General features: G+C 69.5%; 9 protein-coding genes and 1 riboswitch. All 9 genes read right to left on the bottom strand.

The features are described from left to right. A partial coding sequence (locus DM816_RS38665) for a thiamine phosphate synthase (RefSeq protein WP_162908276.1) occupies window positions 1–654 on the bottom strand: 654 nt, incomplete at its 3' end. Further along, complete coding sequence (locus DM816_RS38660; RefSeq protein ID WP_117215451.1) at window positions 645–1,406, bottom strand: thiazole synthase; 762 nt, start codon at window positions 1,404–1,406, stop codon at window positions 645–647. The genes DM816_RS38660 and DM816_RS38665, both read right to left, overlap by 10 nt. Window positions 1,407–1,412: 6 nt before the next feature. After that, window positions 1,413–1,613 carry a sulfur carrier protein ThiS gene (thiS, locus tag DM816_RS38655; protein ID WP_117215452.1) on the bottom strand — a complete coding sequence of 67 codons (201 nt, stop codon included), beginning with the start codon at window positions 1,611–1,613 and terminating at the stop codon, window positions 1,413–1,415. Continuing rightward, window positions 1,613–2,593 (bottom strand): FAD-dependent oxidoreductase, encoded by a 981-nt coding sequence (locus DM816_RS38650; protein ID WP_117215453.1) that lies wholly within the window; start codon window positions 2,591–2,593, stop codon window positions 1,613–1,615. Before DM816_RS38650 ends, thiS begins: the two co-directional genes overlap by 1 nt. Continuing rightward, window positions 2,590–3,204, bottom strand: coding sequence for a thiamine phosphate synthase (thiE, locus tag DM816_RS38645; RefSeq protein ID WP_117215450.1), 615 nt, complete (start codon window positions 3,202–3,204; stop codon window positions 2,590–2,592). Before thiE ends, DM816_RS38650 begins: the two co-directional genes overlap by 4 nt. Beyond that, window positions 3,191–3,299: riboswitch (TPP riboswitch) on the bottom strand. It overlaps the preceding gene by 14 nt. A 47-nt stretch (window positions 3,300–3,346) precedes the next feature. Continuing rightward, window positions 3,347–4,351 carry a S1 family peptidase gene (locus DM816_RS38640; RefSeq protein ID WP_117215449.1) on the bottom strand — a complete coding sequence of 335 codons (1,005 nt, stop codon included), beginning with the start codon at window positions 4,349–4,351 and terminating at the stop codon, window positions 3,347–3,349. A 484-nt stretch (window positions 4,352–4,835) separates the two neighbouring features. Next, window positions 4,836–6,437, bottom strand: coding sequence for an ABC-F family ATP-binding cassette domain-containing protein (locus DM816_RS38635; protein ID WP_117215448.1), 1,602 nt, complete (start codon window positions 6,435–6,437; stop codon window positions 4,836–4,838). 43 nt (window positions 6,438–6,480) lie between these two features. After that, a complete protein-coding gene (locus DM816_RS38630) occupies window positions 6,481–7,089 on the bottom strand; it encodes a class I SAM-dependent methyltransferase (protein ID WP_117215447.1) in 609 nt (202 codons plus the stop codon). Window positions 7,090–7,153: 64 nt separating this feature from the next. Beyond that, on the bottom strand, window positions 7,154–7,351 hold a 198-nt coding region (locus DM816_RS44035; protein ID WP_211589038.1), incomplete at its 5' end, for a hypothetical protein.

Genomic DNA, 7,351 nt, shown 5'->3' with positions numbered 1-7,351 from the left:
CGCCACCTCGCCCGCCGCCGAGCCTCCCGCAAGCGTCCCCGCCACCTCGCCCGCCGCCGAGCCTCCCGCAAGCGTCGCCGTTCCCCGCGCGCGTGACGCTGCCTTCCGCGGGCGCGACACCAGCGCTCGCTCGATCGCGGCCGTGCCCAGCGCGGGCCCGTATCCGGGTTTGCTCGCCGTCGCGAATATGGGCGACAAAGTGCAATATGTCTCCCACTCCAACGCCACCACCTCGTCGACGGCATGGCACGACCGCCCGATCTCCGTCCGCCCGCTCAACCCCAGCGGGCCACCCGGCGAGGGCCGCCAGCCCGACCCAATTGGCGCGCTGCGTCGAAGCGGCCCGCCCGATGCGCCCGGCCCGCTCCGTTCAAGTGGCCTGCCGGACGCAAGCGGCGCGGCCATGGGGGCCGGGAATGGGTCGGCGGCGGCCAGGTGAATGGCGTTGCCGCCCAACGGATCCGTGCCCGCCACGATCACGTCGGCACCCAGCGTGCGCATGGCGTCCGCCAGCTCGTGCCGTTGAGAAGAGGGCAAGTCCTTCTCCCGCAACAGGAACGTGCGTGCCCCGCCCTCCAGCGCAGCGGCGACAACGTCCAGCAGGGGCCGCCGCGCCAGGTGCCGGTCCGTGACCACGATCAGGCTCAGGTCCACGTGACCAGCCCGCTGTCCGAAGTGGACGCCAGTGCGTAGTCGCGCCTCGGTATCCGCCCCGCCTGCGCCGCCAGATGCCCGGCCGTCACGGCGTGCCGCATCGCCAGCGCCATCGCGGTCGGATCGGCAGCCCGCGTCACCGCGGTCGCCAGCATCACGGCGTCACATCCGAGCTCCATCGCCAGGGCCGCATCGCTTGCCGTGCCTATCCCCGCATCCAGGATCACCGGGCAGCTCACCGCCTCACGGATCAGGCGGATGTGGTGTGGGTTGGAGATGCCCAGGCCCGAACCGATCGGCGCCCCCGCCGGCATGACCGCTGCACACCCGAGATCGGCCAGCCGCCGCGCCAGCACCGGATCGTCGGTCGTGTACGGCAGGACCACGAACCCGTCGTCGAGCAATTGCGAAGCCGCGCGCACCAGCTCGACCGCATCCGGCAGCCGCGTGCGCTCGTCGCCGATCACCTCCAGCTTGATCCAGTCGGTCTCGAACGCCTCCCGCGCCAGGCGGGCCGTGCGCACCGCGTCGGCCGCCGTGTAACAGCCCGCCGTGTTCGGCAGCAGCCGCACCTCAAGGCGCGCAAGCAGATCCAGCAGCCCGTGCTCGGTCGCGTCGATGCGCCGCAGCGCGACCGTGACCAGCTGCGTGCCCGACGCGATGATGGCCTGCTCCAGGGCGTGCAGGCTGGACGCGCCGCCCGTGCCGAGGATCAGCCTCGACGTGAAGCCCGCTCCCGCCAACGAAAACATGAACCATCACCCGCCCTGCGACGCGGTCAGCACGTCCACCCGGTCGCCATCGGACAGCGCGTGGCTGGCCCAGTCGGCCCGCCGTACCACCTCGCCGTTGACCGCGACCGCGATCCCGCGCGGGGGCAACACCAGCTCCTGCAACAGTTCCGCGACGGTCTCGCCGGTGGCGAGCTGCCTGGGCGCGTCGTTGAACAGTACAGTGATCACGAGAACCTCCCGGGGCTGAAGGAATGCCACAGCGGCGGAAGCGGTTTGCCGTCGACCAGATCGGCGATGGCCATCGCGGTCAGCGGGGCGGCGAGCACACCGTGCCGGTAATGTCCCGTCGCCACAAGCGTTTTCTCGTCGAGCCGGCCCACGATGGGCGCGTTGTCGGGCGTGCCGGGGCGGTGGCCGACGCAGGTTTCGGCGAGCGCGTGCTCGGCGAGGTCGGGCACCAGGTCGGTGGCGGCGCGGAGCAGATCGCGCACCGCTCCGGCACCGGCCGCGAAATCGGTGCGTTCCTCGGACGTGGCGCCCACGATGACCTCACCGTCATCGCGCGGAACCAGATACACCGCTTGGCCGTCTGCGGCCCCCCTGATGACATGGCTTAACCCGACGGGACCGCGCAGCCGCAGTAAAACGCCCTTCACCGGTCGCACCGGCAATCCCCATTGCGCACTGCCGCAGCCGGCCGCGACCACGGTGAGATCGGCCTCCACCGGCTCCGGCCAGATCGTCACGGAGCGGGCAAGCGCCGACACCACCCGCCGCGGGTCCACCTGATGGTCCGAGCGCACCCGCACGCCCCGCGCCCGCGGCGACAGCAGTGGCTCGATATCCTGCGGCACAACGCGTTCGACGGTGCATCCGAGCGACTCCTGGTACCGCCACAAGCGTGACAGCTCACGCACGTCGTCGGCCGTCAGTCCAATTTGGAGTGTGCCCTCGGTGCGGTAGCCGACATCCTCACCGAGCGCGTCCACGAAGGCGGGCCATTGCCGCGCCGCCTCGATCAGCAGCGCGGTCAGGGCCTCCTCACCGAAGTAGGCCTCGCCGACCGGGGCGAGCATCCCGGCTGCGACCTGCGAGGCCGCGCGCTGCGGCGATGGATCGGTGACCGTCACGTCGTGCCCGCGACGCCGGCACTCCCACGCGATCGTCAGGCCGATGATGCCCCCGCCGATGACGTTGACCCTCACCACGCCGCCAACAGCTCAGCCAGCGCTTTCGAAGGCGCGGGCGCGTCCGCGATCGCGGCGATGACCGCAATCCCATGTGCGCCACTGCGTTTGAGCTCCGGCACATGTGAAAGGGTCACCCCGCCGATGGCGATGGTCGGGGCATGCGGCGCGACCTGCGCTATCCCCGACGGCCCGATCGGCGGCGGCAGACCGTCCTTGGTGGAGGTTCGATAGCACGGCCCCGCGCCCACATAGTCGGCCCCATCCTTCACGGCGCGCTGCGCCTGATCCCCGCAACGCGCGGTGGCGCCCAAGATTTTGCCCGGTCCGAGCAGCCGCCTGGCCACGGCGACGGGCAGATCCTCCGCCCCGACATGGGCACCGTCAGCGTCCACGGCCATGGCTATGTCTATGCGGTCGTTGATCAGGAGGGGCACACCGGTGGTGCGACACAGCTCGGCGATTTCGAGGCCTGCCTGGTACACGAAACGGTCGGTCCAGTCGTCGGCCGGCCGGAACTGGATCACCAGATCGGGCGTTGCGGCGGGCAGCAGCGCCCGCACCTGCTCGACCGGATCGGCGCCCGGACGGCTATCGGTGATGACGTGAACTCTGCCCAGCATGAGCACCCCTCCCTGCGCCGGCATGACCCGGATCAGGTTCGACGGTCGGGGCGACGAAGCCCCCTCTCAGCCCGGTGCACCGGACTCCCGTGGTTTTGCGTACTTGGCGGCAGCCTAACGCCGCCGCCAAGTCACATGCAACTGTTGGTCAGAACACAGCCACGCCGTAGCGGCTGAGTACCTCGGGAACCGGCTGGTAGAACGTCGTTCCACCGGTGGTGCAGTTGCCACTGCCACCCGAGGTCAAGCCGAGCGCGACCGTGCCGGCGTACAGCGGGCCGCCGCTGTCGCCGGGCTCGGCGCACACGTTCGTGCGGATCATCTGGTACACGGAGCCCTGCGCGTAGTTGACCGTCGCGTTGAGGCCGGTGACGGAGCCACCGCGGTTGCCCGTGGTGCTGCCGTGACGGCGCACGGCCTGGCCGACGACCGCGTTGCCCGCGGAAGCGATGTCCTGGCCGTTGGCGATCGTGCCGGGACGGTTGGTGTAGCTGGAGACGAACTGGACGATGCCGTAGTCGTTGGTCGGGAAGCTGGTGCCCGTACGGTTGCCGATCACGGATCCGCCGGAGCTCGCCCGCCACTGCGACCCGATGTTGGTGCAGTGTCCGGCCGTGATGAAGTAGTAGGTGGTGCCGCTGCGCACGTTGAAGCCGAGCGAGCAGCGCGAACCGCTGGTGTAGATGGCGTTGCCACCCGCGATCATCTTGGTGAGCAGGCCCTTCATGGGCTCGATGCGAGCGCCGCCGTTGGCCTTGGCGACCACGGCCTGCACGGTCGCGAGCTTCTCGCCCGTGACCGACTCGTCGACGTCCACGATGACCTGGTTGGTGCGGGGGTCGACCGACCATGCGGTGCCGACGACACCCGGATCCATCGCGACGATGGCGTTGAGCTGGGCAGTGCTGCGGCTGACCATGCGCGGGCTGGCACCCTGCGCGCGGACCTTGGCCGCGGCGGCGGCGGTCGTCACGTTGATGACCACCTTGCCGTTGCTTTCGACGTAGGAGCCCGCCGTCTCGGTGTCACCCAGCGCCTCGGGGATGGCCGCGAGGGCGTAGATGCTGGGGGCTGCTTGAGCCGGCATGGACAGGCCGCCAACGATAAGGGTTGCGGCGGCCGCCACGACGGTGATGCGTCTGGTGACGCGCATGTCTTCCTCCCGGGGGTTTGGTATGGGGAGACATTTACTTGCCTAGATATAAGCAGACATCGCCTCATCTGACTAGATGATTCGGTGAAAATGACGAGCGAGTAACTTCCCGCAGATGAACAGCACCCTCATAGCCGTGCTCAGGTGGACCTGGTCGAAGTACCTCTGCGACGCCGCACTCACCCGGCCTCCCGGCAGGCCGTGGTGGCCGGTTGCATCGACCTGTGCCCAAGGGGACCTGCCGTTCATCGGCAACTCCAGGCGGGGCGGTCCCGGCGGAGGCTTCGGCTACGAATCCGGTGACCGGGCACCAGTCCAACCTCTACTCCGCACCGCAGCAGGCGTTCCGCGCGGACCTCGCCATCCGCACGTGCCTTTGGCGGCAGCGCACCTGCCACCAAGCGACGCCGCGGGAATCGGCCCACTCGGTGAAGCCGTAGGTGTCGGCCGGCCCCGGCGGGGGAACTATCCACGGTGCTGACCGCTACCGCACATCCCACACCGGCTCGGCCGTCTCCTTGACCTCACCGTCGTTGGCGAACAACAGGAAGCGGTCGAACCCGCGGGCGAACCACCGGTCGTGGGTCACCGCGACGACCGTGCCCTCGAACTTGTCGAGCCCCTCCTCCAGCGCCTCCGCGCTCGCCAGGTCGAGGTTGTCGGTCGGCTCGTCGAGCAGCAGCAGCGTCACGCCGCTGAGCTCCAGCAGCAGGATCAGGAACCGCGCCTGCTGCCCGCCCGAAAGCGTGCCGAACCGCTGCTCGCCCTGCTTGGCCAGCTCGTACCGGTCGAGCGCCCGATAGCCCGCGTGCTGCTCCAGCGACGGACGGTCCTTGTCGCCCCGCCACAGGATCTCCAGCAGCGTGAGCTCCATCAGCTCGGGCCGGTCGTGCGTCTGCGAGAAGTGCCCCGGCACGACCCGCGCACCGAGCCGCGCGACGCCGTCGTGCGCCACGTTCTCTCCGGCGAGCAGGCGCAGGAAGTGCGACTTGCCGGTGCCGTTGGCGCCGAGCACCGCGAGGCGGTCTCCGTACCACAGCTCCAGGTCGAACGGGAACGTCAGGTCGGTCAGCTCCAGCTGCTCGCACATGACCGCGCGCTTGCCCGTGCGCGCCCCGCGCAGCCGCATCTGGATGTTCTGGTCTTTGGGCGGCAGCGGCGGCGGGCCGGTCTCCTCGAACTTGCGCAGCCGGGTCTGCGCCGCCTGGTAGCGCGAAGCCATCCCGTCGTTGTAGGCGGCCTTCTGCTTGTACATCAGCATCAGCTGGCGCAGCTTCTCATGCTCCTCGTCCCAGCGGCGGCGGCGCTCCTCCATGCTCTCGTGGCGAGCGACGCGGGCCTCGTGCCACGACGCGAACCCGCCGGGATGTGTCCAGGCGCTGCCGCCCTCGACCGCCACCACGCGATCGGCGGTCTGGTTGAGCAGCTCGCGATCGTGGCTCACGTAGAGCACCGACTTCTTCGATTCGCGCAGCCGCTGTTCGAGCCACCGCTTCGCGGGCACGTCGAGAAAGTTGTCCGGCTCGTCCAGCAGGAGGACCTCATCGGTACCGCGTAATAAAAGCTCTAGGGCGAAACGCTTCTGCTCGCCGCCGGACAGAGTCCGGGTTGGACGGTCCTTTGTGGACTCCCACGGCAGCTCAAGGATGAGCATCGACACGGTGTCGAACAGGACCTCCGCCTCGTAGCCGCCGGCCTCGCCGAACTGGGCCAGCGCCTCCGCGTAGCGCAGCTGCGCCTGCTGGGTGCCGGTGGCGTGCATCGCCGCCTCGGCCTTGGCCAGGCGCGCACCGGCCTCCCGCAGCCGCGGCTCCACCAACGAGAACGCCAGATCGGCCAGCGTCGACTCGTCGGCGACCATCCCGATGAACTGGCGCATCACCCCGAGCCCGCCGACCCGCGAGATGCCGCCCACGGGCACGGGGATGTCCCCGGCCACCATGCGCAGCAGCGTCGTCTTGCCCGCGCCGTTGGGCCCGACCAAGGCCACCTTGGCACCCTCACCGACGCGGAACGAGACGTCGGCGAAAAGGACCCGCCCGTCGGGCAGGACCTGCGACACTCCGGAGACATCGACGTAACCCACGCGGGCAATAGTGCCTGATCAGCCGTGCTGACCGCGAACGAGTTTAGGGAGCTTGCGACCTAACCGGCTTGACAGTCAGCACCCTGAACCCGCTGCCGCTCGCATGACGCGAAGCGTCCCAGCCCTGCTCATGCAGCCACTCCTGGAGCGAATCGGCGCCCAGATGCTTGGACACTACGAGCCACGCCACACCGTCGGGTTCCAGACGCGGCAGCCATGTCAGCAACAGATGGTGCAGCTCCTGTTTGCCGACCCGGATGGGCGGGTTGGACCAAATTTGAGCGAATCTCAGCCCTTCGGGCACCTCTTCGGGCGCGGCGACCGTGACGTTAAGCCCCTTCGTGTTTTCCCGGGTCAGCTCGCGCGCCCGCGAGTTCACATCCACCGCCCACACCGACGCCTGCGGCGCGACCGTGGCCAGCACCGTCGCGATCGGGCCATAGCCGCAACCCAGATCCAGCAGCGTCCCCTGTGTGTCCGCTTTGGGCAGTTCACCCTTTCGAAGGAGCACAGCGGTCCCGGGATCGAGCCGCCCCGCCGAGAACACTCCGCTCGCGGCCGATAACACGTAGTTGCGGCCCGCCAGACTGAAGGAAACCTCACGACTGTGTGCCTGCGCCGCGGGTTCGCGGGTGAAATAGTGCTCCGTCACCCGAATATTCTCACCGATCCGGGTTCACCGGGAGGTCACTAGGGCGATCTCACCTCAACGTCCGTTACGCTGTGCGACATGGCTCATGGGTATAGCGGCGGCGGACCAGGCGGTTGGCCGCCTCCTCCGCCACGACGTGACCCATACAGCACCCCCAACCCGCCGCCCGCGGGCGGTCGCCGCCGTGCTCCCGAACCACCGGCACCGCCGCCACCACCGCCCCCGCAGGGCCGGCCGACGCGCGGGCGCAACGCACCACCCG

The sequence above is a fragment of the Allorhizocola rhizosphaerae genome (assembly GCF_003426775.1).
Classification (GTDB): Bacteria; Actinomycetota; Actinomycetes; order Mycobacteriales; family Micromonosporaceae; genus Allorhizocola; species Allorhizocola rhizosphaerae.
The sequence above is the reverse complement of the archived record's forward strand: the minus strand, read 5'-3'. Positions and strand labels throughout refer to the sequence as shown.